Source organism: Helicobacter didelphidarum (genome assembly GCF_003364195.1).
GTDB classification, from domain to species: domain Bacteria; phylum Campylobacterota; class Campylobacteria; order Campylobacterales; family Helicobacteraceae; genus Helicobacter_A; species Helicobacter_A didelphidarum.
In genome coordinates, this window is the sequence record NZ_NXLQ01000182.1 from 1 (window position 1) to 636 (window position 636).

At 33.0% G+C, this 636-nt stretch carries 1 protein-coding gene; it reads right to left on the bottom strand.

Translation table 11 applies throughout. The features are described from left to right. Window positions 1-636, bottom strand: a 636-nt coding sequence (locus CQA53_RS12925; protein WP_181882486.1) for a hypothetical protein, incomplete at both ends; no start/stop codon positions are given.

The window sequence follows — 636 nt, forward strand, 5'->3', positions numbered from 1 at the left end:
AATTCTCTGCTTAGACTATTGGTATAGGATTTTATTGCATCATAGCTTCCGTTTTTTAGGGCTAAATCAAACCAATATTCTGGTGTTTTGATGATGGCTGGGACTCTGTATGCTTCATCTAACCCTTTAATTGGATGGATAAGATTATGATATAAATACATACCATAATACGCATCAGGGAGATTATATTTTTCTATTAATTCTAGTAATATATCAATAGCTTTTTTTGTTTTCTCCCTAATGAATGGTTCGATTGCTCGCAAAGCGGGGCATAAATCCTCGACTTTTCTATTTGCCCTTAATGATGCTGATAATACTTTTGCTATATAATAATCCTGATTCATATAGACTTCTGCTAAAAGCAATCCTGCCTTATAATCTCCACTTTTGCTATACACAAACTCAAGCTTTTGTATCACACTCTCAAACATAGTATGTCTTGTTATATATATTTTATCTATCTCTTCATTGCTTTTGCCATAAAACATTGTCCCTTTTATTATATCTAGTAGTGTTTCATACTCCTTTTTTGCCTCATCATACGCCTCTATATATACTTTTTCTTTTGGTCTCTCATATTCACGCATAGCATTTGGTGGTAAGGTGATTATAGCACTTCTTATCCCACTTCTTGTA